Source organism: Mycobacterium triplex (genome assembly GCF_000689255.1).
In the GTDB taxonomy this organism is placed as follows: domain Bacteria; phylum Actinomycetota; class Actinomycetes; order Mycobacteriales; family Mycobacteriaceae; genus Mycobacterium; species Mycobacterium triplex.
Genome location: NZ_HG964446.1, coordinates 3,492,565 through 3,516,159 on the forward strand (window position 1 = coordinate 3,492,565; position 23,595 = coordinate 3,516,159).

The window sequence follows — 23,595 nt, forward strand, 5'->3', positions numbered from 1 at the left end:
ATCAGCCTATTTCGGGCACGCTGGCAAGCCGCACATACGCCGACGCCGCCTCCGCGCGGTTGGTCGCGTTCAGCTTGCGCAGCACCCTTTTGACGTGAGACTTCACCGTGCCCGCCGAGATCACCAGCTCCTCGGCGATCTGCTGATTGGTGCGGCCGGCCGCCATCAGCCGAAGCACCTCGACCTCGCGGCGGGTCAGCATCGTCATCACCCGGGTCTGCACCTCGGCCAATGACCGTGCGGCGGGGCTGCGTTCGACCGGCTCGATCTTGCGCAGGTCCAAATCCGCGTCCTGCAGGGCGCGGACCGCTTCGTCCGCGGACGCCAGCGCACGCTGGACCTCGGTGTGCTGACGACGCATTCGCTCCAGCAAGACGGTGCGCTCGTAGGCATAGCCGAAACCCTCGGCGAACGCCCACACCGTGTCGCGGTCGATCTCGTCGACAATGCGGCCGGAGTAGAGCCGGTCGGCGTGCAGGAACCCGATCACCTTGCCCGTCGGCATGATCGGGGCCGCGCAGTAGGAGTGCGTCAACGAGAAATCGACGATCGGCCGATTGACCCGGGGGTCGTTGCGGGCGTCGCGCACGATCGCGGGCGCGTGCCGGCGGATCATCTGCGTTTCGATCAGCATGTGATCCAGCAGGGGTGCGACCGATTGGGCGAACGCGACCATCTTCTCGGCGCCCACGGTGTCCTCGCCGAAATACGCTGACTCCATGACCATTCGGCCCTCGTGCACCCGAAAGAGCACGGCCCGGTCGAATCCACACGATTCCACCATCTCGCGCGGCGCCCGGTCGACGATCGTCGCGACGTCGTCGACGGCGCGCAACTTGCTCAAGGCCTCCTGTACGGCCAGCAACGCGAAGGTGCGCCGCTTGGCGTCGTCCTCGATCAACTCCCGTTCCAGCGAGCACAGGTCCAGCAATCCGTCGAGCGCATTGGCCGCGCGCTCATCCCCGCGTGCCTCCAACGCATTACGCACGATCGCCGCCTTGGTGTCGATGGCCTCGGCCACCACCGCCAATGGGTCGTCGGTCGGATCGATCTCGCCGTCTTGAAACGCCTCGCGGTAGCGGCGCGCGGCGTCGGATTCGCGTGCCGGACGGGACGCCCAACCGGGGTGGTTACCGTCGGCCAGCGCATCGAGCGCGGGGGGTTCGGGCATGCCCGAACCGGCATCGTCAACGTTGACACCGATCACGTTGCTCACTTTCCTCTGAGCCGGGCCGTGGCATGGCCGAAATCGGAAATTCACCTCGTACGGGAGCAGGAGTACTCCCCAACGGGGGATCGATTTGCCACCGCGAGTGACACAGGCTGATCGCATGTCCTCAGCGCCCGTTTCGGAATCGGTTTCCGCGATCGAATTACTGCCCACCCCCATTGGCGTCGCCAATCCGTATCCGCTGTATGAGCAGCTGAGAAAGCTCTCACCCGTTGCGGGGTATCGGGATTGGCCGCCGGGGACCATTCCCGGCGCCGACGAGCCCGTCACCGCGTGGGCCCTGTTCCGGTACGACCAGGTCTTCGAGGCCGCCAAGGACAGCACGACCTTCTCGTCGCGCGATCCCCTGCAGGAGGCCTCGTCCGCACCGAGTCTGATGCTGGTCAACACGGACCCGCCCAAGCACGAAGTCGAACGAAAGCTGGTCGGCCAGGCGTTCTCCCCGCGCCGCGTCAAGAAGCTGGAGGGCTGGCTGAGCGAGCTGATCCCGCGGCTGCTCGCATCCCTCGACGACGGCGGCGACGGGACCGTCGAGGTGATGGGATTCGCCGCCGAGGTGCCGACCCGGGCCATGGTGCGACTGCTGGGATTGCCCGACGGCGACCACGTCCGGTTCAGGCGGTGGGCCAACGCTTTCATGCTCTCGTCGTCGCTTACGCCCGAGGAGCGCATCGCCAGCAACGAGGAGATGGTGATGACGTTCGCCAGTCGACTCGCCGAGCACACCGCCCGGCTGGCGGAGCGGGAGACCGGTGAGGACAACGAGGGAGTGGAGGACGCCGAGGACCTGATCTCGGCGCTGCTGCGCGCCGAAGTGGACGGGCAGCGTCTCACACCCGAGGAGATCGTGCGGTTCTGCGTCACCCTGGTGGTGGCCGGCAGTGAGACGACCACCTTTCTGATCGGCAATCTGCTGCACGCGCTGGCGCGCGAGCCCGAGGTGCAGGCGCGCCTGCGTGCCGACCGAAGCCTGCTGAACCTCTTTGTCGAGGAGACACTTCGGCTCGACGGGCCGCCGCAACGCCTGTTCCGCATCGCCACCCGCGACGTCGAGATCGACGGCAAGCTGATCCGCAAAGGGGAGTGGGTGGCGTTGTTCTTCGGCTCGGCCAACCGGGATCCCGCGGTGTTCAAGAATCCGGATCGGCTCGACATCGATCGGGGAAACATTCGCCAGCAGCTCTCGCTGGGCCACGGGCTGCACTTCTGCCTGGGCGCTTCGCTGGCCCGGCTGGAGGTGACGGCGGTGCTCAACGCGGTGCTCGATCGCTATCAAACGATCGCTTTGACCGACGATCCCGGCACCAAGCAGACCGCCAGCCTGCTGACCCACGCCTATGTCCGCCTGCCCCTTCACCTTTCATGACCGCCAACGAGTCCCGCAATATCGCGGCCACCAAGACCATCTACGCCGCCGTCCCCGCCGGTGACCTGCACACCGCGCTGAGTTATCTCGATCCCGAGGTGCGGATCACCTACTACGGCACCGAATCCATCCCTTACGCAGGCGATTACCGCGGCATCGACGAAGCGACGATGTTCTTCACCAAGGTCGGACAGAACATCGAGATCGTCGAGATGGAAGCCTGGAAGTTCATCGCCCAGGGCGACGAACTCGCCACCTGGGGCCGACAGCGCTTCCGTCGGCCCGCCACCGGACACGAATGGGAATCCGAGTTCGCGCACATCATCACGCTGCGCGACGGCCGCTGGTTGCACTTCCGCGACTTCATGAACTCGGCGCTGACCCTGCAGGCGTTCTCGTGAAGGTCACCGCCGACCGCGAGATCTGCATGTCCGCCGGAATGTGCGTGATGACCGCCGACGAGTTCTTCGACCAGGACGACGACGGTGTCGTGCTACTTGCCTCCGACGAGGTTCCGGATGGCGCCCAGCGGCGGGTGCATAACGCGGTCAAACTGTGCCCGTCCGGGGCGCTGCAGTTGGTTTTGGAGTGAGCTGTCCGGCCAACGTGACACGGCCCGGAGGCGGGCCGACGAACAGCGCCCGGCACGGCCGCACACGCGGCTATCCGCCCGACATGACGACGGTACTATCTAGATACATCATCACACATAAGTGCTGTTTTGCTTGGTTATTTACGAATGCGTTAGTGATGATTATGCGTATTGGCTATGGACATGATGGCGACGCGCCGCGTACCCTCGCGGGTGTCACTCGTCCACTTCGACCTGTCCGGGGGGCAACGTGAGCAACTCCACCCGACGACACGGCGTCGGATCCAGGCGGTGCATGGCGCGATGGTGATGGTGGTCGGCCAGGCGGCGAAGCCGGTCCGCGCGATGGGCGATTTCTTCGTGATGTCGCTGGAGACGTTCGTGTCCATCTTCAGGCCGCCGTTCGCCTGGCGCGAGTACCTCTTTCAGTGCTGGTTCGTGGCGCGGGTATCGACACTGCCGGGGGTGTTGATGACGATCCCGTGGGCGGTGATTTCGGGCTTCCTGTTCAACGTCCTGCTCACCGATATCGGCGCGGCGGATTTTTCCGGCACCGGCTGCGCGATCTTCACCGTCGACCAAAGCGCCCCGATAGTTACGGTATTGGTGGTTGCGGGCGCGGGCGCCACCGCGATGTGCGCCGACCTGGGCGCGCGCACCATCCGGGAAGAACTCGACGCGCTACGGGTGATGGGCATCAACCCGATTCAGGCGCTGGCGGTTCCGCGTGTGCTGGCGGCCACGACGATCTCCTTGGCCCTGAGTTCGGTGGTGACGGCGACGGGTCTGATCGGCGCGTTCTTCTGTTCGGTCTTCCTGATGCACGTCTCGGCGGGTGCGTGGGTAGCAGGTCTGACCACCCTTACCCACACGATCGACGTGATCATTTCGATGATCAAGGCGACGCTGTTCGGGCTGATGGCGGGGCTGATCGCCTGCTACAAGGGCATGTCGGTCGGCGGTGGCCCGGCCGGCGTCGGCAGGGCGGTCAACGAGACCGTGGTGTTCGCCTTCATCGTCTTGTTCGTCATCAACATCATCGTCACGGCGGTCGGCATGCCGTTCATGGTGTCGTGAGGTGAACCGATGACGGTCAGCGTTCCGAGCAGAACACCGGTGCGGCGCGTTGCGAAATCCGTTGCGGGCGAATGGACTCGGATGGGATCGCAGGTCCGGTTCTACGTCAGCACCGTGGCGGGGATCCCCGATGCCGTCACGCACTACCGCGGCGAGCTGCTGCGGGTGATCGCCCAAATGGGTTTGGGCGTCGGAACTCTCGCGGTGATCGGCGGGACGGTCGTCATCGTCGGGTTCTTGGCGATGACCACCGGTGCCATCGTGGCGGTGCAGGGCTACAACCAGTTCGCCTCGGTGGGCGTGGAGGCCTTGACCGGCTTCGCGTCCGCGTTCTTCAACACCCGCGAGATACAGCCGGGAACCGTCATGGTCGCGCTGGCCGCCACCGTCGGTGCCGGCGCCACCGCCCAGCTGGGCGCGATGCGGATCAACGAGGAAATCGATGCGCTCGAGGTGATCGGGATCCGCAGCGTCAGCTATCTGGCCAGCACCCGGGTGCTGGCCGGGGTGGTCGTGGCGATCCCGCTATTTTGCGTCGGGCTGATGACGGCGTACCTGGCCGCCCGGATCGGAACCACGGCGGTCTATGGGCAGGGCTCCGGTGTGTACGACCACTACTTCAACACGTTCCTGCGCCCGACCGACGTGCTCTGGTCGTCGTTCGAGGTCGTCGTGGTCGCGCTGATGATCATGCTGGTGTGTACCTATTACGGGTACACCGCGCACGGCGGGCCCGCCGGAGTCGGCGAAGCGGTTGGCCGCGCGGTGCGCGCCTCGATGGTGCTCGCCTCTATCGCGATCGTCATCATGACGCTGGCCATCTACGGCCACTCCCCGAACTTCCACTTGGCGAGCTAGTGCGATGAGTCGCGGGAAAGCCAACCGCCGTCTGCATGACGCATGGTGGACACTGTTCCTGGTGGGGGCGATCGGTGTGGTTGTCCTCGTGACGGCGATGTCCTTCAACGGCACCCTGCGGTCCTATGTGCCCGTCACGCTCACCGCGGACCGCTCGGGGCTGGTGATGGACGCCGGCGCCAAGGTGATGATGCGCGGCGTGCAAGTAGGCCGGGTCAGCCAGATCGGCCAGAGCAATCAGGACAAGCACGGGACCAGCCTCCAGCTGGAGATCGAACCCAACCAAATCCGTTACATTCCAGCCAATGTCGACGCCCAGATCAGCGCCACCACCGCGTTCGGCGCCAAGTTCGTCGACCTGGTGATGCCGCAGCACCCAAGTCGTGCGCGGCTGGCCGCCGGGGCCGTCCTGCGTTCGAAGAATGTCAGCACCGAGATCAACACCGTCTTCGAGAACGTCGTCGACCTGCTCAACATGATCGACCCACTCAAGCTGAACGCTGTGCTGACGGCGGTGGCCGATGCCGTACGCGGCCAGGGGGAGCGTATCGGGCAGGCCACCACGGACCTCAACCAGGTACTCGCGGCGCTCAACGCGCGCAGCGAGACCATCCGCCAGGACTGGCGCTCCCTGAAGACTTTCGGTGACACCTATAGCGCTGCGGCCCAGGACATCGTGACGATCCTCGACGCCGCCAGCACCACCAGCACGACCGTCGTGAATCATTCACATCAACTGGATAACCTGCTGCTCAACGTCATTGGCGTATCGAAGTCCGGAGTCAGCCTGCTCGGCTACAGCAGGGACAATCTCGTCGCATCCGTGAACGACCTGGAGCCGACGACGAACCTGCTGCTCAAATACAACCCCGAATACACCTGCTTCCTGCAGGGCACCAAGTGGTATCTGGACAACGGCGGCTATTCCGCGTGGGGCGGTGCGGATGGCCGCACGCTGCAACTCGACGTCGCACTGTTGTTGGGCAACGACCCGTATGTCTTTCCCGACAACGTGCCACTCGTCGCGGCCAAGGGCGGCCCCGGCGGAAAGCCGGGGTGCGGGTCACTGCCGGATGCCAGCAAGAACTTCCCGGTGCGCGAACTCGTCACCAACACCGGGTGGGGGACCGGGCTCGATATCCGGCCCAACCCGGGCCTCGGGCATCCCTGCTGGGCCGACTACTTCCCGGTGACCCGCGCCGAGCCCAAGCCGCCGTCGGTCCGCCAGTGCATTCCGGGGCCGGCCATCGGGCCCAACCCCGGGGGTCCGCCGTACGGCGCGGCCCTGTACGGACCGAACGGAGTACCCCTGTGGCCGGGGGTGCCCCCCGCCCCGCCGCCCGCCGAGCCTGGCCCGACACCACCACCGTGAGCCCCGACGAAACCACCAAAGGCCAAGCAGGAGAACAACGATGCAGGAGAACCTGAAAGGCGCCGCGCTGCGTCTGGGCATCTTCCTGTCGGTGTGCCTGTTAACCGGGGCGTTGCTCTTCGCCGTATTCGGGGAGGTGCGCTTCGGTGACGGCAAGACCTATTACGCCGAATTCACCAACGTGTCCAACCTCAGGGAGGGCAAGCTGGTGCGCATCGCCGGCGTCGAAGTCGGCAAGGTCGAAAAGATCTCCATCAACCCGGACGCGACCGTGCGCGTTGAGTTCACCGCCGACGATTCGGTCACCCTCACGCAGGGGACCGAGGCGGTGATCCGATACGACAACCTGTTCGGCGACCGCTACCTGGCGCTGGAAGAAGGCGCCGGCGGGCTGGCCATACTCGCTCCGCGCCAAACGATTCCGCTGGCCCGCACCAAACCCGCACTCGATCTCGATGCCCTGATCGGCGGCTTCAAGCCGTTGTTTCGCGCGCTGAACCCCGAGCAGGTCAACGCGCTGAGCGAGCAGTTGCTGCAGATGTTCCAGGGGCAGGGCCCCACCATCACGTCATTTCTCGATCAGGCCGCCGCGGTGACCAATACCCTGGCAGACCGGGATCAACTCATCGGACAGGTGGTCAACAACCTCAATGTGATCCTCGGTTCGCTTGGCGGCCAAAGCGATCGGTTGGACAAGGCGGTGACTTCGCTGTCGCAGTTGGTGCACGGGCTCGCCGAACACAAGACGGATATCGCCAACGCGGTGGCCTACACGAACGCGGCGACCGGCTCGATCACCGACCTGCTCGCGCAAGCGCGCGCGCCGTTTTCGAAGGTGGTTCACGAGACCGATCGGGTCGCCGACGTCGCGCTCGCCGACCATGACTACCTCGACAATCTGCTCAACACGTTGCCCGACAAATACCAGGCTCTGGCCCGCCAGGGCATGTACGGCGACTTCTTCGCCTTCTATTTGTGCGATGTCGTGCTCAAGGTCAACGGCAAGGGGGGCCAGCCCGTGTATGTCAAGGTCGCCGGTCAGGCCACCGGGCGGTGTGCACCGAAATGAGATCGTTCGGCGAACGCAACCGGCTCACTATCGGCGCCATCGGCATCGTCGCAATCGCCGGAATCGTGGTGGCCGCGCTGCAATTCCAGAACCTGCCCCTTCTCGACCAGGGCAGGAGCATTTCCGCGTATTTCGCCGACGCGGGCGGGCTGCGCACCGACAACACCGTGGAAGTGTCGGGCTACCCGGTGGGCAAGGTGTCCAGCATCGAGCTCGACGGGCCGGGTGTGCTGGTGAGGTTCAAGGTCGACGACAGCATTCGGCTCGGCAACCGCACCGAGGTGGCGATCAAAACCAAGGGCCTGCTGGGCAGCAAGTTTCTTGACGTGACACCGCGGGGCGAGGGCCGGCTCGAGGGACCCATCCCCATCGAGCGGACGACGTCGCCCTACCAATTGCCGGACGCACTGGGCGATTTGGCTACCACGATCAGCGGGCTGAACACCAACCGGCTGTCCGAATCTCTGGACACCATGGCGCAGACCTTCGCCGACACGCCGGCGGATTTCCGTAGCGCACTCAAAGGTGTGGCCCGCCTGGCCCAAACCCTCGACGAACGCGACGCCCAGCTGCGTAGCCTGCTGGACAACGCGGCCAAGGCGACCGGGGTGCTGGCCAAGCGCACCGACCAGATCGTGACCCTGGTGCGTGACACCAATGCCGTGCTGGCGCAGCTGCGCACCCAAAGCTCGGCCCTGGACCAGATCTGGACGAACATCTCGGCGGTCTCGCGACAACTGCAAGGGTTCATCGCCGAGAACCGCCAGCAGCTGCGACCGGCCCTGGACAAGCTCAATGACGTGCTGGCCATCGTGGAAAGCCGAAAAGAACGGGTGCAGAAGGCTATTCCGATGATCAACTCCTACGTCATGTCGCTCGGCGAGTCGCTGTCGTCGGGCCCCTTCTTCAAGGCGTACGTGGTGAATCTGTTGCCGGGGCAGTTCGTGCAGCCGTTCGTCAGCGCCGCGTTCTCCGATCTGGGACTGGACCCGGCCACCTTGCTCCCGTCGCAGCTGACGGACCCGCCGACCGGCCAACCCGGAACTCCGGCGTTGCCGGTCCCGTATCCGCGCACCGGCCAGGGCGGCGAGCCGCGATTGAATCTGCCCGACGCGATCACCGGCAATCCCGGCGACCATCCGTGCGGTCCGCCCGGGGTGCCGCTGCCCGGCCCCGGCTGCTACCCCTACCGGCCGCCGCTCCCGGCCCCGCCGCCCGGTGGCCCGCCGCCCGGGCCGCCCGCGTTGGCACCGGGAGGCCAACCGTGACAACGAAACTCAGACGCTCACGTTTGGTGCTGGCGACCACGCTCATCCTGGTGTTCGTCGCGGGTGTGATCGTGGCGATGCGAACCGCGGGCGAGGCCGCCCGCACCGTGGTGGTCGCCTACTTCGACAACAGCAACGGCGTTTTCGCCGGTGACGATGTGCGCATCCGGGGTGTGCCGGTGGGCACCATCCTCAAGATCGAACCGCAGCCATTGCGGTCCAAGATCACGTTTTCGTTCGACCGCAAGTACAAAGTTCCGGCCGACGCCAAGGCCGCGATCCTGTCGCCGCAACTGGTATCGGGCCGGGCCATCCAGCTGACTCCGCCCTACACCGGCGGTCCGGTCATGACCGACGGCGCGGTGATCGGCCAGGACCACACCGTGGTACCGGTCGAGTGGGATGACCTACGCGCGCAAGTCCAGCGATTGACCGAATTGTTGAAGCCCAGCCGGCCCGGTGGTGTGAGCACGCTGGGCGCGCTGATCAATACCGCCGCCGACAACCTGCGCGGGCAGGGCCCGACCATCCGTGACACCATTATCAAACTCTCCCAGGCGATTTCGGCGCTGGGGGACCACAGCAAGGACATCTTCTCCACGTTGAAGAATCTGTCGACGCTGGTGACGGCGCTGCACGACAGCGCCGATCTGCTCGAGCAGCTCAACCAGAACCTGGCCGCGGTGTCCTCGCTGCTGGCCGACGATCCCACCAAAGTCGCACAGGCCGCCGAGGACCTCAACGCGGTGGTGGGTGACGTGCAGGGCTTCGTTGCCGACAACCGCGAGGCGATCGGCACCGCCTCGGACAAGCTCACGTCGATCAGCAAGGTGCTGGTGGACAGCCTCGACGACATCAAGCAGACACTGCACATCAGCCCGACGGTGTTGCAGAACTTCAACAACATCTTCGAGCCGGCCAACGGTGCGCTGACCGGAGCCCTGGCCGGCAACAACATGGCGAACCCGATCGCGTTCCTGTGCGGCGCAATTCAGGCCGCTTCCCGGCTGGGCGGCGAGCAGGCGGCGAAACTCTGCGCGCAGTACCTGGCGCCGATCGTCAAGAACCGCCAATACAACTACCCGCCGATCGGGGAGAACCTCTTCGTCGGTGCGCAGGCGCGGCCCAATGAGATCACCTACAGCGAGGATTCGATGCGGCCCGACCACGTTCCGCCCGCCACCAGCGCGCCGCCGCCGGTGACCGAGACGATGCCGACCGACCCCGCTGCGGGGCTGCGCGGCATGATGATGCCACCGGGAGGCGGCTGATGCGACTTTTGCGCCGCTCGGCGCTGAGTTTGGTGACGCTCGCGGTGGTGGCCGGGATCTCCGGCTGCGGCTGGCGCGGGCTGAATTCGTTGCCGCTACCGGGAACCCGGGGCGAGGGGCCGGGGTCGTTTGTCATCCAGGCGCAGATGCCCGACGTCAACAACATTCAACCGAACTCGCGGGTCCGCGTTGCCGACGTGACGATCGGCCATGTCACGAAAATCGAACGTCAGGGCTGGCATGCGCTGGTGACCATGCAACTCGACGGTGGCGTCACCCTGCCCGCCAACGCGACGGCCAAGATCGGCACCACCAGCCTGCTGGGCTCCTACCACATCGAGCTGACCCCGCCCAAAGGCGAAGCACCGCAAGGGAAATTGAGTGCGGGCGCCGTGATTACGCTGGCGCGCGGCGGCGCCTACCCCAGCACCGAGCAGACGTTGGCGGCACTGTCGTTGGTGCTCAACGGCGGCGGACTGGGTCAGGTACAGGACATCACCGAGGCGTTGAGCACGGCGTTCCGCGGCCGCGAGCGCGATGTGCGCAGCCTGATCTCCCAGCTGGACAAGTTCTCCGCCTACCTCAACGACCAGTCGGGTGACATCATCGCGGCCACGGAAAGCCTCAACCACGTCGTCGGGAAGTTCGCCGCCCAGCAGCCGGTCTTGGACCGCGCTTTGGCCACCGTCCCCGACGCCCTCGCGGTGCTCAACGAGGAACGGTACAAGCTCGTCGAAGCGGCGGATCAGTTGAGCAAATTCAGTGCCCTGACCGTCGATTCGGTCAACAAGACCAAAGCGAACCTGATCAGGGAACTGCGGCAAGTCGGACCGGTATTGGAATCGCTGGCCAACGCGGGACCCGCCCTGACCCGGTCGCTGTCCCTGCTGGCGACCTTCCCGTTTCCGAACGAGACATTCCAGAACTTCCAGCGCGGCGACTACGCCAACCTGACCGCGATCGTCGATCTCACGCTCAGCCGAATCGACCAGGGCCTGTTGACCGGGACGCGATGGGAGTGCCACCTGACCCAGCTCGAGTTGCAGTGGGGTCGCACCATCGGCCAGTTCCCCAGTCCCTGCACGGCGGGCTATCGGGGCACCCCCGGCAATCCGCTGACGACGCCGTACCGGTGGGATCAGGGGCCCTAATGCTGCATCTGCCGCGACGAATCATCGTGCAGCTGGCCGTCTTCACGGTGATCGCACTGGCCGTGCTGGCGATCACCTTCCTGCACTTCGTCAAGCTGCCGGCCATGTTGTTCGGCGTCGGTCGCTACACGGTCAAGGTGCAGCTACCCGAATCCGGCGGGCTGTATGGCACCGGCAACGTCACCTATCGCGGCTTCGAAGTGGGCCGGGTGGAATCGGTGGGCCTGACCGACACCGGCGTGCAAGCGGTGCTGTCCCTGAAGTCCGGCATCGACATTCCGTCGGACCTCAAGGCCGAGGTGCACAGCCACACGGCGATCGGCGAATCGTATGTCGAGTTGTTGCCCCGCAACGCCACGTCGCGACCGCTGAAGGACGGTGACGTCATTCCGCTGGCCGATACCTCGGTGCCGCCCGACATCAACGCCCTTCTCAGCGCCGCGAATACCGCGTTGGGGGCTATCCCACACGAGAACCTGAAGACCGTCGTCGACGAGTCGTATACCGCCGTGGGCGGGCTGGGCCCGGAGCTGTCCCGGCTGATCGTCGGCACGTCGGATCTGGCCAGCGATGCCCGGAAGAATCTGGACCCGCTGGTGGCGCTGATCGACCAAGCCAGACCGGTACTCGATTCGCAGAGCCATACCTCGGACGCGATTGCCGGGTGGGCATCCCACCTGGCAACGGTCACCACCGAATTGCAAACGCACGACCCAACTGTCGGCGACGTGATCGATCGGGGTGGTCCCGCGCTGGGGGAGATGCGTCAACTGATCGATCGCGTGCAACCGACCTTGCCGATCCTGCTGGCCAACCTGGTCAGCGTCGGCCAGGTCGCGCTTACCTACCAGAACGACATCGAGCAGTTGCTGGTGGTGTTCCCGATGGCCATCGGCGCCGAACAGGCCGGCATTCTTGCCAACCTGAACACCAAACAGGCATACCGCGGTCAGTATCTGAGTTTCAACCTCAACCTCAACCTGCCGCCACCGTGCACGACGGGATTCCTTCCGGCCCAACAGCAACGCGTCGCCTCGGCCGAGGACTACCCCGGCCGCCCGGCCGGCGACCTGTACTGCCGGGTGCCGCAGGACTCGCAACTCAATGTTCGCGGCGCCCGCAATATTCCGTGTGAAACCGTGCCCGGCAAGCGCGCACCAACCGTGAAGATGTGCGAGAGCGACGAACGGTACGTGCCGCTCAACGACGGCTACAACTGGAAGGGCGACCCCAACGCCACCCTGTCCGGCCAGGACATCCCGCAGCTGCCGCCGGGATCACCGCCAGGCGCGACGGGTCCCGCCGGGGCGCCGCCGCCCATCGCCGCGGCCCAGTACGACCCGGCCACCGGCATGTACACCGGGCCCGACGGCCGTCAATACACGCGAACGGACCTGGCGCAAAGTGCACCGAAAGACAAGACATGGCAAACGATGTTGCTGCCGCCGGGGAGCTGACGATGACCAAGCGCGACGTCGATGGAGGACGGTATGTCGATACTCACTGATTCCGAACCGGCGGTGGAGGCCGACGTCTCCGAATCCGAGGCGGCCGGCGCGGCGCGGACCCGGCCGAGGAGATCCGGACCGCGGTACGCGTGCGCGGCGTCGGTTTCGGCCGCCACCAACCACGCCGTCGTGCTGCTCTTCGTCAACCAGACCATCGTCGTCGGCCAGGACGCACCGACCAGCACCGCATCAAGCGTGCGCGTCACCCTCGACAGGATCGGCGGGCGTTGGCTGATCTCGCAATTCGACCCGGTCTGAGCGCGCAACCATGCAAACGACTCGCCACATAGCCGAAAAACCGCTCGCAGGCCTGGCTTTGACGACCGCCCTGCTACTGTCGACGGCAGTGCCGCCACCCGCACACGCCGACAACAAGCGGCTCAACGACAGCGTGGTCGCCAACGTCTTCACCGTCCAGCACCAGGCCGGCTGCACCAACGACGTCAGGATCAATGCGCAGCTGCAATACGCCGCCCAACGACACACCCTCGATGTGCTGAACAACCGAAACCTCAACGGCGACATCGGCTCTGACGGATCCACTCCCCAAGATCGCGCGAACGCCGCCGGTTTTCACGGGCGGGTGGCCGAGACGGTCGCGATCAATCCCGCGATCGCGATCAGTGGCATCGAGCTGATCAACCAGTGGTATTACAACCCGCAGTCTTTCGCGATCATGTCCGACTGTGCCAACAGCCAGATCGGGGTGTGGTCGGAGAACGCGCGGGATCGCACCGTCGTGGTCGCCGTCTACGGACAACCCGATCGGCCCGCCGCCGCACCACCCAGGGCTGCGCCGCCGCCCGCGGTGGCCCTGCAGGAAAACGTCCCACTTGATCCCAGCCCCGACTACGACGCGAGCGACGAGATCGAATACGGCATCAACTGGCTGCCGTGGATCCTGCGCGGCGTTTATCCGCCGCCGGCGATTCCGCCTCAGTAGGACGCTCAGCTGGGCGTCAGCGTGAACGGCAGCCAGTAGACACCCGGGCCGTCACCGGGGCATCCGGGTGCGCCGACGGTGAAAGTTCGCTCCCCATGGAAGCTTCCGTCCCCGTTGGGCATCAGGAAATCGGACCGCCGGGTGTCGACCAAGCTGGCGTCGTCGCAGTGGAACGGATAGTCCGAGCTCGATACCCACCTGTCGTTGGACCACCGGTAGTCGTACATCTTGGGCGCATTGGGGTTGTCGGTCAGCCGGTCCAGCAGCAGCCAGTGCGCCACGCAACCGGACGCGTCGCATGTGGTGGTGAAGCTGGCGGCCTGCGTCGACGGATCCGAAGGCCGCGGTTGGCCGTTGAACGTCTGCTTCGAGTGATCCAGGAAGGTGTTGTACGTCCCGTACAGCGGCACGGGTTGCGGCCGGTCCGCACCGGCTGCCGGTGCGGCGACCACGGCGGTGACCAGAGCCAGCCACGCGGCTGGCGCCGGGTACGTAAGTGCCATCGCGTCACTCTAGCCCGCCCCGACGCCGGGTTGCCCGGCAATGCGAGTATTCGTTGCAGTGCCGAACATTTGGCACTTCTGAGCTGTGGCATCGGCACGGACGCGTGTTAGCCTGTCGATTCCCGTCGCGTTAGCCTCGGGCTCGGCAGACAAAGGAGAACCGCGCGATGATGCGTATCGCCCAAGCCGCGGCCGCGGCGGTGCTCGCCGGCGCGGTGGCCGTGCCGCTGGCCGGCTGCACCAGCAAGTCGACCGTCAAGCCCGACGGCGCAGCGCAATCGGTGGTCGACGTCGTTTCCAAGCAGACCGGTTTTCATCCGGCCGATGTGCACTGCCCCGACGGGGTCGAGGCCAAAATCGGTGTCCAGTTCGACTGTCACTTCACCGGCCCGGAGGGCAAGGAGTACACGGCGAACATGAAGATCATCAAGGTCGACGGCGAGCGGGTCGATTTCGCCGTCAACAGCCACCCGAGTTAGGACCGGAACCGGTCCGCAGTGGCGGCCAGCACCTCGCGGCAGCCGGTCCACATTTGCCTGATGATCTCGGCAGCCGGTGGGAGGTCGTCGATCCGGCCGGCGACCTGACCGGTATTGGCGACGCTGGCGTCCATATCGCCCTCGAAATAGAGTCGCTGGACGCGTTGCAACGCCGCGCCCCCTTCCTCGAAAGACGCTGACTTATCTAGCTTTTCGGCCGCCGGTGTCCGGATCACCCGCATCATCCGCTTGCCGTCCAGAGGCAGCAGCACGGTCCCGGTCTCGTCCGCCGCCACGACCGCTTGTTTGAGGTTGCCGTGCACCGGCGAATCCGCCGAAGCCAGCAATCGGGTGCCCATCTGGACGGCCTCGGCGCCGAGGACAAACGCCGCGGCCATCGATCGTGCGTCGCAGATCCCGCCGGCGGCCACGATCGGGATGTCGACATGCGCGGCCACCAAAGGCAGCAGCACCATCGTCGACGCCCCGAATCGATTCTTGAACCCGCCGCCCTCGACCCCCTCGACGACGAGGCCATCCACTCCGGCATCGACGGCTTTTTTGGCCGCTTCCAGGGTGCCCACCACGTGGAACACGGTGATGCCCGCGTCGTGGAGCCGCTCGGTGAAAAGCTTGGGGCTCCCGGCCGAGGTGGTCACGAAGCGAATGCCGTTGGCGACCAGCAGGTCTACCACCGTCAGGTCACGGTTGAACAGCAGTGCGATGTTCGCGCCGACCGAACCGCTGGTCAGGGTGCGCACCCGTCGGATGTCGGCCCGCCCCTGATCGGAGGTGGTCTCGATGATCCCCAATGCGCCGGCGTTGGACACCGCGGCGGCGAGCTGGGCGCCGGCGATGTAGGTCATCGGCGCCTGGATGATCGGGATGTCGATGCGCGCGAGTTCGCAGACCCGGTTGGTTGCGGGCTCGGCCGGGCCGCCGTTCATCGGTCCCGCGGATCGATGCGATTGCGAAAGGTCTCCGACGGAAAGACGGATGCACCCAGCGTTCGCAGCCGGTGGGTCAGCGCCCGGTCCGATGTCACCACCCGGATGTCGTTCGGCCTGGCGCCGGCGCGCACCAGCCGGACGATCTCGTCGTCAGCCGAGTTGGCGGCGGCCTTGGGCGCATGCGCGATCTCGATCACCGTCGACGTGAGCGCGGTCTTGGGCGGCCGCTCGAACACCACGGTCACGGTCTCTCCTTGTGCTAAGGCCCATTCGTCCAACTTTTCTACCAAATCGACCATGGCACGCTCCCGGTCCTGCCACCAGCCGTCCGGGCGACTGCCGATGACGTTCATACCGTCGACGATCCACCGCACCCAACCCACAGTAGGACCGGGGATTTGAATGGCTAGACACTTTGGTTAATTGGTACGGTCACCGGTATCAATGTCCCGGGTTCGACAAGGAGAGCGCCGATGACGTCGTTAGCCGATACGAGCGACCGGGTGGTCTCGCTGGCGCGCGGCATGCGCGACGTCGTCCAGGAACAGGCCGCCGAGTCCGAGCGGATCCGGACACTTTCCGCACCGATCGTGGATGCGATGTGGGCCAGCGGGCTGATGTCGTCGTTCAACCCCGCGGTGGCCGGCGGACTCGATCCGTCGTTCACCGAGATGATCGAGACCTGGATCGAAATGGCTTGGCAGGACGGCTCATTCGGGTGGGTCGGCATCGCCAACCTGCCGTCGTCGTTCGCCGCGGCGGCCTATCTGCCCGACGAGGGTTTCGCCGAGGTGTTCACCGCGCACGACAACCGGGTGACGATGGGCGGCCAGTTCTTTCCCAACGGCCAGGGCACGGTTGTCGACGACGGTTACCTGCTGAACGGAGCTTGGAGCTTCGGTTCCGGCATCGGCCACTCCGAATACGTCGCGGCCGGATTTCTGCCGCTGGACAACGGTGAGATGCGCTGGATCAGCGAGGGCCTGCCCGAGATGCACGTGGCCGTACTGCCGCGACACCAGATCAGCTTCAACGACGGATGGCATGTCCAAGGGCTCAAGGGAACCGGCTCCTACGACTACAGCATCACCGACGTGTTCGTTCCCAAGAGCCGCACCTTCGAACTGTTCGCCCGCCAGCCGCATCGCGGAACGTCACCGGCCACCCGGATGGGCCTGATGCCCGTCACCGCCGCCGGGCACGCATCGTGGGCGCTGGGCGTGGCCAAGAGCATGCTCGACGACGTTCAGGAGCTGGCCGCCACCAAATTCCGGATGAGCGACATGGCGTCACTGGCCAGCCGCCCCACCTTCCAAAAGGGCCTTGCCCACCACCGCGCGGCCTGGCGCGCCGCGCGCCTGCTGGTGCTCGACGCCTTCACCACCGCCGAGGCCGCGGTGGCCGCGGGCGAAGACCTGACGCCGGGGCTGCGCGCGGATATGCGGGTGGCCGCCGTATACGCCACCGATACGGCCCGAGGCTGCGCCGAATGGGCCCACCTGGTCGCCGGGACGAGCTCGATCCGCGAGGGCACCCGCCTCGAGCGCGCGTTCCGCGACATCTACACCGGAACCCAGCACGCGTTCATCAGCGAGAAAGTGGCCATCGACGCGGCCCAGATCTGGCTGGGCATCATCGAGGACCAGCCGGGGCTCTGACCCGGGCAAACCCGCTCAGAGCAGCTGCCCGCCAGTCTCCTTGCCGTCGGCGTCCTTGGCGTCTTTGGCGTCGGGGGTGCCGTCATCGTCGGTCAGCGAGGACGCCAGCGCCGGACCGGCGCCGCCCGCGGCAGCTCCACTCGCGCCCGCGGCACTCGTCGCGGCTCCGCCCGCTGACGCACCACCTGCCGTTGCGCCGCCCAAGCCGCCCTGGCCGACGGACCCGAGCGACGAGCCGAGCGAACTGAGCGTGCTCAGCGGTGCGCTGCCGGCGCTGAGCAGCGTCGATGCCGCGTTCATGGCCGCGGGCATGCCGGCCGCCCCGGCCGCGGGGGCCGGCGCGACGGCCGCTCCTTCGACCAAGTTGGCCAGCGCCGGCGTGCGGGCCGCTGTCCCGGCCGCGCCGGGCACTGCTTCGGCGCGCAGCAGCCGCGTCGCCGGCGCCGGACTGGCCAACGACCTCGACATCGGGGCGCCGACGCTGCCGAACTCGACGGCGGTGGTGCGCGCCGCATTGGCTTGCAAGGCGCCTGCGGCGGTCGCATCGGTCTGGGTATACATCCGAGTGATGTTCACCAGCGCCACGCCCGTCCGCGAAATCTCCTGATGGGCCGCGAGGTGAGCGGCCAGCGCCTTGCTGGCCTCCGCGGCAAACGCCGCTGCCGCCTGCGCCGAAACCTCCTCGGCGCCCGCGGGCACCAGCGCGGTCAGCGCCGGGGCGGCCGCGGCACCGGAAGCGATGGCGGCGGCGCCCATTGCCGTCAATTGCCCGCCGATGGCGGCAACAGCCGGATCGTGCGACATGGATGTCATGTGCGTCCTGCTCCTAGGTATGTACGCAGCAACCGTGGCGGAATGCATTGATTCTACCGAGGCTCCCGGCTGCCACAGGCAGAAATATGGGCGCCCGGCGGATCAGAGGTGGGTCAACAACCGAGCGGTGAATTCTTCGGGATGTTCTCGGTGCATGAAATGTCCGCCGGGGACTTCTTCGACCACGTACTCGTCGGAGAACATCCGCGCGGCGCCCCGGTAGTCCGATGGCTCCGCGATCGGATCATCCAGTCCGGCAAAGACAACCGTCGGCACCTTGATCCGCGCCTTCAGCGACGCGCTCGGTACGGGGGAGAGCTTTCGGTAATAGCCGAACGCGGCGTTGCGGCTCGCCGGATTCGCGAAGCTCGCGCGCACCGCGTCGAACTCGCTCGGATCGGGGCTCCACGTCGGAGACCATCGCCGGTAGATGGCAGGCAGCGCCGCGAAGTCATTGCGCGCGAAGCGGTTTGACGCCCCCGGCAGCTTGTAGGCCACGAAATGGCGCACGCCCCATACCTTTCGCAGTGTCGGTTTGAGCGCGGCCGGGTGCGGAATGCCGATGACGAAAAGCTTTTTCACGCGATCCGGGCCGAGCGCGGCCGCGCCGTAGGCGGCCGACGCCCCCCAATCGTGGCCGATCAGGATCGCGTCGGACGCCCCGAGTGCTTCGATCAACGCCAGCGGATCGCGCGCCAACGTCTCCTGATCCGGGTCGCGGTCCGGGATCCCGCTGGGGTCATACCCGCGCATAAACGGGCTGACCGCGCGATAGCCCTTGGCCGCGATCGCCGGGCGCAGCTGGTCCCAGGAATGCGCGGTGTCGGGGAAGCCGTGCAGCATCAGCACGAGGGGCCCCGAGCCCTCCTCGAGGTAGGCGAATCTGAGCCCGTTCGCGTCGACGAATCGCACCGCATCTGCCATGACGTGCGCGACGTTACGCCGATCATCGGGGCGCGGCGAGCCCTCGCTACCATCAGCGCATGCGCGGCTCAAAGATCCTGATCACCGGCCCGACCGGACAAGTTGCCACCCCCGTCGCCAAGGCGCTGGCAACCGACAACGAAGTGTGGGGCATCGCCCGGTTCACCAATCCCGCGGTTCGGGAGGACCTCGAGAAGGCGGGCGTGCGGTGCCAGACGGTCAACCTGGCCGCCGGCGACTTCGCCGGTCTGCCAAATGACTTCGACTACGTGCTCAATCTCGCGGTGGCCAAGAGCGGCCACTGGGACAAGGATCTGGCGGCCAACGCCGAATCCGTCGGGCTTCTGATGGCGCATTGCCGTACCGCAAAAGCGTTCGTGCACTGCTCATCTGGAGCCGTTTACGACCCGCCGGGAGACGAGGTGCGTACCGAGGACGCCGCGTTGGGCGACAACCACAAGCCGTTGTTCCCCACCTATTCCATCTCCAAGATCGCCGGCGAGGTCGTCGCCCGGACGATGGCACGCGCCCTGAACATGCCCACCACGATCGCCCGCCTCAACGTCCCCTACGGCGACAACGGCGGCTGGCCGTTCTATCACATGGAGATGATGCTGGCCGGCATCCCGATTCCCGTCCCGGCCGGCGGCCCGGCCCGCTACACCCCGATCCACGAGGACGACATCATCGCCACCATCCCGAAGCTGTTCGAGGTGGCGTCGGTGCCGGCCACCACGCTGAACTGGTGTGGCGAACAGAACGTCAGCCTGCAGGAGTGGTGCAGCTACCTGGGATCACTGGTCGGCAAGGAGCCGGTCTTCGAGGAGAGCGAGCAAGCGCTGCGCGGCAATCCCACCGACGCCAGCCGGATGCGCGAGCTCGTCGGCGCCGCGACCGTCGACTGGCGCGACGGCATGCGGCGCATGGCGGCCAAGTTCCACCCGGAGCTCGTCAGCGCGTAGCGCCTACCGGTAGCGCGGCGCGAATCGTCGAGATCGACGCCGGCGCGGAAAAGTTCGAGTGAACCGCACGCTGGCGTCGATCTCGGCGACAGCCAGGCCCCAGCAGACCAGACACCTACCAGTAGCGCATCGCGGCGCCGAACAAATCGGCCAGCACCGGCTTGCTCATCTCGCGCGGGGCGTTCTGCAGCAGGCGCTGCTGCGGAAAGGCGCCCTCGGTGAGGGCGCCTATGTCGGCGTCGGTATAGCCCACCCCGCCAAGGCCGTTGGGCATGCCCACCGCACGCATGATGCGGATCAGTTCGGTCGCGAGCACCTCGCCCGCATCATCGGGGCCGGCGTCTCGGGTATCGGCGCCCAGCAATCGGGCCGCCTCGGTGTGCCGCGGCGGGCTGGCCTGCGCGGTAAACCGAAATACCGCCGGCGCGTTGACGATCACGGACATCCCGTGCGGCACCAGCGGTTCGTCGGGCGGGTAGCCCGAGGGGTGGAAGTCGCGCACCAGCCCGGCCACCGCGTAGGCCATGCCGTGCGGCGCGTGCACGCCCGCGTTGCCGAAGGCGATGCCGGCCAGCGTCGCGGCCCACATCATCTGCTCGCGCGCGTCGCTGTCGGAAGCGTCGTGCACCGCCGGCTCCAAATTGCGGCCCAGCACGCGAAGCGCCTCGCTGCAGCCCAGGTCGCTCCACGGATTGGCGCCCTGACTCATCGGCCGAAGGCTGGGCCGCGGGGGAGTGGGCCGGTGCACATAGGGGCGCGCGGTGTAGGACTCCAGGGCGTGCGACAGCACGTCCAGGCCCGCCGCCGCGACGACTCCGGCGGGCAGGCTGGCGGTGCAATCCGGGTCGACGAGCGCCTCGGTGGGCCGCAGCGCGGGCGAGGCGATTCCGGTCTTCACCGTCAACGACAGCAGATCGAAGATCGCGATCCCGGTGACCTCGCTGCCGGTACCCGCGGTGGTGGGGCAGGCGATGTGGGGCTTGAGCGGTCCGGGTACCGGGTTGCCTTCGCCGATGGGCGCGTTGACGTAGGTCAAAAAGTCCGCCGGGTGGGTGGCGTAGAGATTGGCGGCCTTACAGGTGTCGATGACCGACCCGCCGCCGAGCGACACGTAGCCGTCGGGCTGCACTTCCCTGGCGAAGCGGGTCGCTTCGGCGAAGGACGCGTCCGTCGGTTCGACGTGCACGTCGGTGTAGGTGACCACGTCCACACCGGCCGCGACCAGCGATTCGCGCGCCGTGGCGAAGATCGGCAGGCCCGCCACACGGGCGTCGGAGAACAGGGCCACCCGCCGCAGGCCCAGCGCCCCGGCTCTGTCGCCCAACTCGGCGAGACAGCCCCGCCCGAAGGTGATCCGTGACGAGTCGACGGTGAAGGCCGAATCGCAGCCCGGCACCACAGCCGGGAATTCGCAGCACGCCATCGGTCTATTCAATACCGCCCGCGCGAATGGCGACCGGGTTGGTCCGCGGGCATGATGCACCCATGCCGCTGTATGTGCGTCACACCCGGTCGGCGCGAATCGTCGAGTTGCCGCGCCGGATCTGCGGCAAATTGGCCGAACATGCCGCGTCCCGCCAAATCGACCTCAACGATGTCCAGGTATGGCTCACGCATAGCGAAAACCCGCCGGCCAGTTCGGGATTCGCGAGGCTACTGCGGCGGCGCGCCAACCCGGTCGACCCGGACGAGGAGCACTGGACCGCGGTGGTGCTGCATCCCACCCAACTGCTCGTGGCCACCGACGGTGCCAAGCGCGGGACCTCGGTGCTGTCCCTGCCGTTGGCGCAGGCGTCGATGACGGCGGACGCGGGCTTTGGCGATGCCGCCGGGTTCACGATCACCGGCTTCGGCGGCGAGCACACCGGCAGCTACTGCGTCGGGCTGGGGCCGGAACCCGAAGCGACCGACTGCATTTCGGCAGTGCGCGCGGCGATCAGCGCGGCCAAGCGCTAAACCACGCCGAACCGGCCGGCACGACGGAATCTTGACCTGGCTACGATCACAATGCTAAGCAGGTGCTCAGCATTACGGGCACGGGTGCGCCGGGCTCGATCAGGGTTGATCGGGAAGGGAACAGATGACTCTGCAGGCAGTACTGGACGACCTAAGTAAGCGCCCCGGCTCGGGTGAGGTCATTCCGATCATCAACCCCGCCACGGAAGAACAGATCACCGAATTCACCGACTGCGGGGAAGACGCGGTCAACGAAGCCGCGGCACGGGCGAAGGCCTCCTTCGAGTCGGGTGTCTGGTCCGACCTCCCGGGCCGCGAGCGGGCCAAGATCTTGTGGCGAATCGGGGAGCTGATCGACGAGCACGCCGAGGAGTTCGCCCAACTCGACTCGCTCAACACCGGCATGCCGCTGATGCAGGCGCAGTTGCAGATGTCGACCTGCTCGGAGTTCTTCCGGTACTACGCCGGCTGGTGTTCGAAGATCAACGGCGTCGCCTACGACGTCAAGACCGACGGCATCGCGACCGACACCTACGTCAACATGCACGCGTACACGCTCAAGGAGCCGTACAGCGTGGTGGGCCTGATCTTCCCGTGGAACGGCCCGATCTTCAATGCCAGCGCGAAGCTGGCGCCGGCCCTGGCCGCCGGCGGCAGCCTGCTGGTCAAGCCCGCCGAGGAGACGCCGCTGTCGGCGGTGCTGCTGGACCGGCTCATCCACGAGGCCGGCGTGCCCGAGGGTGTCGTCAACCTGCTGACCGGTTACGGGCACACCGCGGGCGCGGCGATCACCGCGCATCCCGATGTCCAGAAGGTCGCCTTCACCGGCTCGACCGAGGTCGGCAAGGCGATCGTGCGTGCGTCGGCCGACAACCTGAAGAAGGTCACGCTGGAACTCGGCGGCAAGTCACCGGTGCTGATCTTCGACGACGCCGATCTGGACAAGGCCATCATGATGGCCTCGCTCGGCATCTTCGTGCACTCCGGCCAGGGTTGCGTGTGCGGATCGCGAATCTTCGTGCAGCGCGGCGTGTTCGACCGCGTCGTGGAGGGCATCTCGATGATGGCCAATTCGTTCAAGCTGGGCGCCCCCAGCGAAGAGGGCTGTGTCAGCGGCCCGCTGATCAGCCAGAAGCAGCTGACCCGCGTGATGGGCTACATCGACGAGGGCAAGCGCGACGGCGTCGAAGTGGTCACCGGCGGCCACCGGCTGGACCGCAAGGGCTACTTCGTCCACCCGACCGTGCTGACCAACGTCGACCCGGGCATGCGGCTGTACCGGGAGGAGATCTTCGGGCCGGTGGTCAGCATCCTGCCGTTCGACGACGAGGACGAGGCCGTGGCCATGGCCAACGACACCACCTACGGCTTGGCCGCCACCGCCTGGACGGAGAACCTGGGCCGGGCCCACCGGATCATGAAGCGATTGCAGGCCGGCAGTGTCCAGGTGAACTGCCAGCTGGTGTTCGACCACGATGTGCCGTTCGGCGGCTACAAGCAGTCCGGCTGGGGCCACGAGTTCGGCAAAGAGGGCCTCGAGATCTACCTGAAGACGAAGTCGGTGTGGGCCCAGCTGTAAGTCTTGGCGCCACACGGAAAGTCCCGGACCCCCCGCGGGTCCGGGACTTCTCCGACGGCCGTCAG

The 23,595-nt window shown here is 66.5% G+C and carries 24 protein-coding genes and 1 pseudogene; 18 read left to right on the forward strand and 7 right to left on the reverse strand.

What is annotated here, in order from left to right:
* Position 1: 1 nt before the first annotated feature.
* Positions 2-1,171, reverse strand: coding sequence for a LuxR C-terminal-related transcriptional regulator (locus BN973_RS16165; protein ID WP_036472534.1), 1,170 nt, complete (start codon positions 1,169-1,171; stop codon positions 2-4).
* A 160-nt stretch (positions 1,172-1,331) separates the two neighbouring features.
* Here BN973_RS16165 and BN973_RS16170 point away from each other — a divergent pair, with 160 nt between their 5' ends.
* The 13 genes and pseudogenes from BN973_RS16170 (at position 1,332) to BN973_RS16230 (ending at position 13,706) form a co-directional block, all read left to right on the forward strand.
* A complete protein-coding gene (locus tag BN973_RS16170; RefSeq protein WP_036469347.1) occupies positions 1,332-2,597 on the forward strand; it encodes a cytochrome P450 in 1,266 nt (421 codons plus the stop codon).
* Positions 2,594-2,998 (forward strand): nuclear transport factor 2 family protein, encoded by a 405-nt coding sequence (locus BN973_RS16175; RefSeq protein ID WP_036469348.1) that lies wholly within the window; start codon positions 2,594-2,596, stop codon positions 2,996-2,998. The genes BN973_RS16170 and BN973_RS16175 overlap by 4 nt, the downstream gene beginning before the upstream one ends.
* The gene (locus BN973_RS16180; protein WP_084163419.1) at positions 2,995-3,189 is read left to right on the forward strand and encodes a ferredoxin; all 195 of its coding nucleotides are present in this window, start codon (positions 2,995-2,997) and stop codon (positions 3,187-3,189) included. The genes BN973_RS16175 and BN973_RS16180 overlap by 4 nt, the downstream gene beginning before the upstream one ends.
* Before the next feature lie 303 nt (positions 3,190-3,492).
* Positions 3,493-4,266 carry an MlaE family ABC transporter permease gene (locus tag BN973_RS16185; RefSeq protein ID WP_036472536.1) on the forward strand — a complete coding sequence of 258 codons (774 nt, stop codon included), beginning with the start codon at positions 3,493-3,495 and terminating at the stop codon, positions 4,264-4,266.
* A 9-nt stretch (positions 4,267-4,275) separates the two neighbouring features.
* A complete protein-coding gene (locus BN973_RS16190) occupies positions 4,276-5,124 on the forward strand; it encodes an ABC transporter permease (RefSeq protein WP_036469349.1) in 849 nt (282 codons plus the stop codon).
* Positions 5,125-5,128: 4 nt separating this feature from the next.
* On the forward strand, positions 5,129-6,496 hold the full coding sequence (locus tag BN973_RS16195) for an MCE family protein (protein WP_036469351.1): 1,368 nt from the start codon (positions 5,129-5,131) through the stop codon (positions 6,494-6,496).
* A gap of 40 nt (positions 6,497-6,536) precedes the next feature.
* Positions 6,537-7,565, forward strand: a complete 1,029-nt coding sequence (locus BN973_RS16200) for a virulence factor Mce family protein (protein ID WP_036469353.1) — start codon at positions 6,537-6,539, stop codon at positions 7,563-7,565.
* A complete protein-coding gene (locus BN973_RS16205; protein ID WP_036469357.1) occupies positions 7,562-8,833 on the forward strand; it encodes an MCE family protein in 1,272 nt (423 codons plus the stop codon). Before BN973_RS16200 ends, BN973_RS16205 begins: the two co-directional genes overlap by 4 nt.
* Positions 8,830-10,104, forward strand: a complete 1,275-nt coding sequence (locus BN973_RS16210; protein WP_036469360.1) for a virulence factor Mce family protein — start codon at positions 8,830-8,832, stop codon at positions 10,102-10,104. The genes BN973_RS16205 and BN973_RS16210 overlap by 4 nt, the downstream gene beginning before the upstream one ends.
* Complete coding sequence (locus BN973_RS16215; RefSeq protein ID WP_036469363.1) at positions 10,104-11,255, forward strand: virulence factor Mce family protein; 1,152 nt, start codon at positions 10,104-10,106, stop codon at positions 11,253-11,255. Before BN973_RS16210 ends, BN973_RS16215 begins: the two co-directional genes overlap by 1 nt.
* Positions 11,255-12,712 carry an MCE family protein gene (locus BN973_RS16220; protein ID WP_051641289.1) on the forward strand — a complete coding sequence of 486 codons (1,458 nt, stop codon included), beginning with the start codon at positions 11,255-11,257 and terminating at the stop codon, positions 12,710-12,712. Before BN973_RS16215 ends, BN973_RS16220 begins: the two co-directional genes overlap by 1 nt.
* A gap of 138 nt (positions 12,713-12,850) precedes the next feature.
* Positions 12,851-13,021, forward strand: a pseudogene (locus BN973_RS31725) (hypothetical protein); the annotation flags it as partial.
* A 10-nt stretch (positions 13,022-13,031) separates the two neighbouring features.
* Positions 13,032-13,706 carry a CAP domain-containing protein gene (locus BN973_RS16230; RefSeq protein WP_407067582.1) on the forward strand — a complete coding sequence of 225 codons (675 nt, stop codon included), beginning with the start codon at positions 13,032-13,034 and terminating at the stop codon, positions 13,704-13,706.
* A 5-nt stretch (positions 13,707-13,711) separates the two neighbouring features.
* Here BN973_RS16230 and BN973_RS16235 read toward each other — a convergent pair whose 3' ends face one another.
* On the reverse strand, positions 13,712-14,209 hold the full coding sequence (locus tag BN973_RS16235; RefSeq protein ID WP_051641291.1) for an MBOE_33420 family protein: 498 nt from the start codon (positions 14,207-14,209) through the stop codon (positions 13,712-13,714).
* Between the two features lie 167 nt (positions 14,210-14,376).
* Here BN973_RS16235 and BN973_RS16240 point away from each other — a divergent pair, with 167 nt between their 5' ends.
* Positions 14,377-14,688 (forward strand): DUF4333 domain-containing protein, encoded by a 312-nt coding sequence (locus tag BN973_RS16240; RefSeq protein ID WP_232232093.1) that lies wholly within the window; start codon positions 14,377-14,379, stop codon positions 14,686-14,688.
* On the opposite strand, the gene BN973_RS16245 is transcribed toward BN973_RS16240, so the two are convergent.
* Together BN973_RS16245 and BN973_RS16250 are read right to left on the reverse strand one after the other, a co-directional pair.
* Complete coding sequence (locus tag BN973_RS16245) at positions 14,685-15,554, reverse strand: NAD(P)H-dependent flavin oxidoreductase (protein WP_232232211.1); 870 nt, start codon at positions 15,552-15,554, stop codon at positions 14,685-14,687. The two genes, BN973_RS16240 and BN973_RS16245, sit on opposite strands and share 4 nt — an antisense overlap.
* Positions 15,555-15,631: 77 nt before the next feature.
* Entirely contained in the window at positions 15,632-16,012 is a 381-nt protein-coding gene (locus tag BN973_RS16250; protein WP_084163625.1) for an NYN domain-containing protein, read from the reverse strand.
* 99 nt (positions 16,013-16,111) lie between these two features.
* Here BN973_RS16250 and BN973_RS16255 point away from each other — a divergent pair, with 99 nt between their 5' ends.
* Complete coding sequence (locus BN973_RS16255) at positions 16,112-17,296, forward strand: acyl-CoA dehydrogenase family protein (protein ID WP_036469373.1); 1,185 nt, start codon at positions 16,112-16,114, stop codon at positions 17,294-17,296.
* A 15-nt stretch (positions 17,297-17,311) separates the two neighbouring features.
* Here the strand turns inward: BN973_RS16255 and BN973_RS30560 are convergent, their stop codons facing one another.
* Together BN973_RS30560 and BN973_RS16265 are read right to left on the reverse strand one after the other, a co-directional pair.
* A complete protein-coding gene (locus BN973_RS30560) occupies positions 17,312-18,109 on the reverse strand; it encodes a PE domain-containing protein (RefSeq protein WP_084163420.1) in 798 nt (265 codons plus the stop codon).
* Positions 18,110-18,211: 102 nt separating this feature from the next.
* A complete protein-coding gene (locus BN973_RS16265) occupies positions 18,212-19,033 on the reverse strand; it encodes an alpha/beta fold hydrolase (protein ID WP_051641292.1) in 822 nt (273 codons plus the stop codon).
* 59 nt (positions 19,034-19,092) lie between these two features.
* Between BN973_RS16265 and BN973_RS16270 the strand changes: the two genes are divergently transcribed.
* Positions 19,093-19,995 carry an NAD-dependent epimerase/dehydratase family protein gene (locus BN973_RS16270; protein WP_036469375.1) on the forward strand — a complete coding sequence of 301 codons (903 nt, stop codon included), beginning with the start codon at positions 19,093-19,095 and terminating at the stop codon, positions 19,993-19,995.
* A gap of 115 nt (positions 19,996-20,110) precedes the next feature.
* Here BN973_RS16270 and BN973_RS16275 read toward each other — a convergent pair whose 3' ends face one another.
* The gene (locus tag BN973_RS16275; protein WP_036469376.1) at positions 20,111-21,418 is read right to left on the reverse strand and encodes a hydroxyacid-oxoacid transhydrogenase; all 1,308 of its coding nucleotides are present in this window, start codon (positions 21,416-21,418) and stop codon (positions 20,111-20,113) included.
* A gap of 62 nt (positions 21,419-21,480) precedes the next feature.
* Here BN973_RS16275 and BN973_RS16280 point away from each other — a divergent pair, with 62 nt between their 5' ends.
* Together BN973_RS16280 and BN973_RS16285 are read left to right on the forward strand one after the other, a co-directional pair.
* On the forward strand, positions 21,481-21,951 hold the full coding sequence (locus tag BN973_RS16280) for a hypothetical protein (protein WP_036472544.1): 471 nt from the start codon (positions 21,481-21,483) through the stop codon (positions 21,949-21,951).
* Positions 21,952-22,075: 124 nt separating this feature from the next.
* The gene (locus BN973_RS16285) at positions 22,076-23,530 is read left to right on the forward strand and encodes an aldehyde dehydrogenase family protein (protein ID WP_036469378.1); all 1,455 of its coding nucleotides are present in this window, start codon (positions 22,076-22,078) and stop codon (positions 23,528-23,530) included.
* Positions 23,531-23,595 lie beyond the last annotated feature (65 nt).

Excerpts from the sequence above, each read along its gene's own strand:
- BN973_RS16240 (WP_232232093.1), top strand. The coding sequence starts at position 14,377 with ATGATGCGTATCGCCCAAGCCGCGGCCGCGGCGGTGCTCGCCGGCGCG.
- BN973_RS16285 (WP_036469378.1), top strand. The coding sequence starts at position 22,076 with ATGACTCTGCAGGCAGTACTGGACGACCTAAGTAAGCGCCCCGGCTCG.
- BN973_RS16265 (WP_051641292.1), bottom strand. The coding sequence starts at position 19,033 with ATGGCAGATGCGGTGCGATTCGTCGACGCGAACGGGCTCAGATTCGCC.
- BN973_RS16235 (WP_051641291.1), bottom strand. The coding sequence starts at position 14,209 with ATGGCACTTACGTACCCGGCGCCAGCCGCGTGGCTGGCTCTGGTCACC.
- BN973_RS16170 (WP_036469347.1), top strand. The coding sequence starts at position 1,332 with ATGTCCTCAGCGCCCGTTTCGGAATCGGTTTCCGCGATCGAATTACTG.
- BN973_RS16165 (WP_036472534.1), bottom strand. The coding sequence starts at position 1,171 with ATGCCCGAACCCCCCGCGCTCGATGCGCTGGCCGACGGTAACCACCCC.
- BN973_RS16205 (WP_036469357.1), top strand. The coding sequence starts at position 7,562 with ATGAGATCGTTCGGCGAACGCAACCGGCTCACTATCGGCGCCATCGGC.
- BN973_RS16195 (WP_036469351.1), top strand. The coding sequence starts at position 5,129 with ATGAGTCGCGGGAAAGCCAACCGCCGTCTGCATGACGCATGGTGGACA.
- BN973_RS16280 (WP_036472544.1), top strand. The coding sequence starts at position 21,481 with ATGCCGCTGTATGTGCGTCACACCCGGTCGGCGCGAATCGTCGAGTTG.
- BN973_RS16215 (WP_036469363.1), top strand. The coding sequence starts at position 10,104 with ATGCGACTTTTGCGCCGCTCGGCGCTGAGTTTGGTGACGCTCGCGGTG.
- BN973_RS16220 (WP_051641289.1), top strand. The coding sequence starts at position 11,255 with ATGCTGCATCTGCCGCGACGAATCATCGTGCAGCTGGCCGTCTTCACG.
- BN973_RS16200 (WP_036469353.1), top strand. The coding sequence starts at position 6,537 with ATGCAGGAGAACCTGAAAGGCGCCGCGCTGCGTCTGGGCATCTTCCTG.
- BN973_RS16275 (WP_036469376.1), bottom strand. The coding sequence starts at position 21,418 with ATGGCGTGCTGCGAATTCCCGGCTGTGGTGCCGGGCTGCGATTCGGCC.
- BN973_RS16245 (WP_232232211.1), bottom strand. The coding sequence starts at position 15,554 with ATGACCTACATCGCCGGCGCCCAGCTCGCCGCCGCGGTGTCCAACGCC.
- BN973_RS16185 (WP_036472536.1), top strand. The coding sequence starts at position 3,493 with ATGGTGATGGTGGTCGGCCAGGCGGCGAAGCCGGTCCGCGCGATGGGC.
- BN973_RS16175 (WP_036469348.1), top strand. The coding sequence starts at position 2,594 with ATGACCGCCAACGAGTCCCGCAATATCGCGGCCACCAAGACCATCTAC.
- BN973_RS30560 (WP_084163420.1), bottom strand. The coding sequence starts at position 18,109 with ATGACATCCATGTCGCACGATCCGGCTGTTGCCGCCATCGGCGGGCAA.
- BN973_RS16230 (WP_407067582.1), top strand. The coding sequence starts at position 13,032 with ATGCAAACGACTCGCCACATAGCCGAAAAACCGCTCGCAGGCCTGGCT.
- BN973_RS16255 (WP_036469373.1), top strand. The coding sequence starts at position 16,112 with ATGACGTCGTTAGCCGATACGAGCGACCGGGTGGTCTCGCTGGCGCGC.
- BN973_RS16190 (WP_036469349.1), top strand. The coding sequence starts at position 4,276 with ATGACGGTCAGCGTTCCGAGCAGAACACCGGTGCGGCGCGTTGCGAAA.
- BN973_RS16270 (WP_036469375.1), top strand. The coding sequence starts at position 19,093 with ATGCGCGGCTCAAAGATCCTGATCACCGGCCCGACCGGACAAGTTGCC.